Source organism: Thalassotalea sp. G20_0 (assembly GCF_017744175.1).
GTDB lineage: Bacteria > Pseudomonadota > Gammaproteobacteria > Pseudomonadales > Endozoicomonadaceae > Endozoicomonas.
Genome location: NZ_JAGHQV010000266.1, coordinates 1 through 957 on the forward strand (window position 1 = coordinate 1; position 957 = coordinate 957).

Sequence of the window (957 nt, forward strand, 5' to 3'; positions counted from 1 at the left end):
ACTTTTCTGGAACTCCCTAACGGGATTCCCTCTCATGACACGTTCTATCGAACTTTTTGCCTACTCGACCCGAATGCCTTTCAAGAGTGCTTTACTCAATGGATTTCCGATACTTTCAGGAACTTTTCCGGTGATGGGCTGGATGTTATCCCCATCGATGGAAAGTGTCTTCGAGGCTCAAGAAGTAAATCCAAAAAGGCCATTCATATGGTAAGCGCGTGGAGTACCCGAGCTGGAATGGTTCTCTGTCAACGAAAGGTTGATGAAAAATCCAATGAAATCACTGCTGTTCCTGAACTTTTGAGGTCTATGTACCTGAAGGGTTGCTTTATCACCGCAGACGCTCTCAACTGCCAAAGAGAGATTGTTAAAGTCTGCATCGAACAGGGCGGTGACTATCTGCTTCCAGTGAAAGGCAATCAGGAGAATCTTCACAAGCAGATAGAAAAAGTCGCTGAACAACAATGTGAATGGCATCCAGAGCAGGCACTCTGTTTCAATTATTCAGAAACGCTGGATAAAGGCCATGGCCGGATTGAGCAGCGTATGGCTTGGGTTATGGATGACCTCTCCAAAATCACAGAAGCTGTGAAGTGGGAAGGGCTGCAACAAGTTGCAATGATACAGCGAGATCGACAAATCGGTAATGAAGTCACTACCGAAGTACACTACTACATCATGAGCAAGCAGCTCAGTGCTGCAGAAGTACTGGATATTGCCCGTAAACACTGGGAAGTGGAGAACAAACTTCACTGGAGACTCGACGTTGCTTTTGGTGAAGATAAAAATCAAACCACCAATAATTGCGCAATTGAAAACTTTTCCATCCTTAACCGGCTGGCACTGAATATCCACACTCAGGACACGGAAACCAATGACAGTATAAAGCTTAAACGGTTAACTGCTGGTTGGGACAACGATAAGCTTGAGGAATTAATAAGTTCTATAGTGCATATT

General features: G+C 44.6%; 1 protein-coding gene. It reads left to right on the plus strand.

From position 1 onward, the window contains the following. The coding region (locus J7438_RS25975; protein ID WP_209278927.1) for an ISAs1 family transposase at positions 1-957 on the plus strand (957 nt) is incomplete at both ends.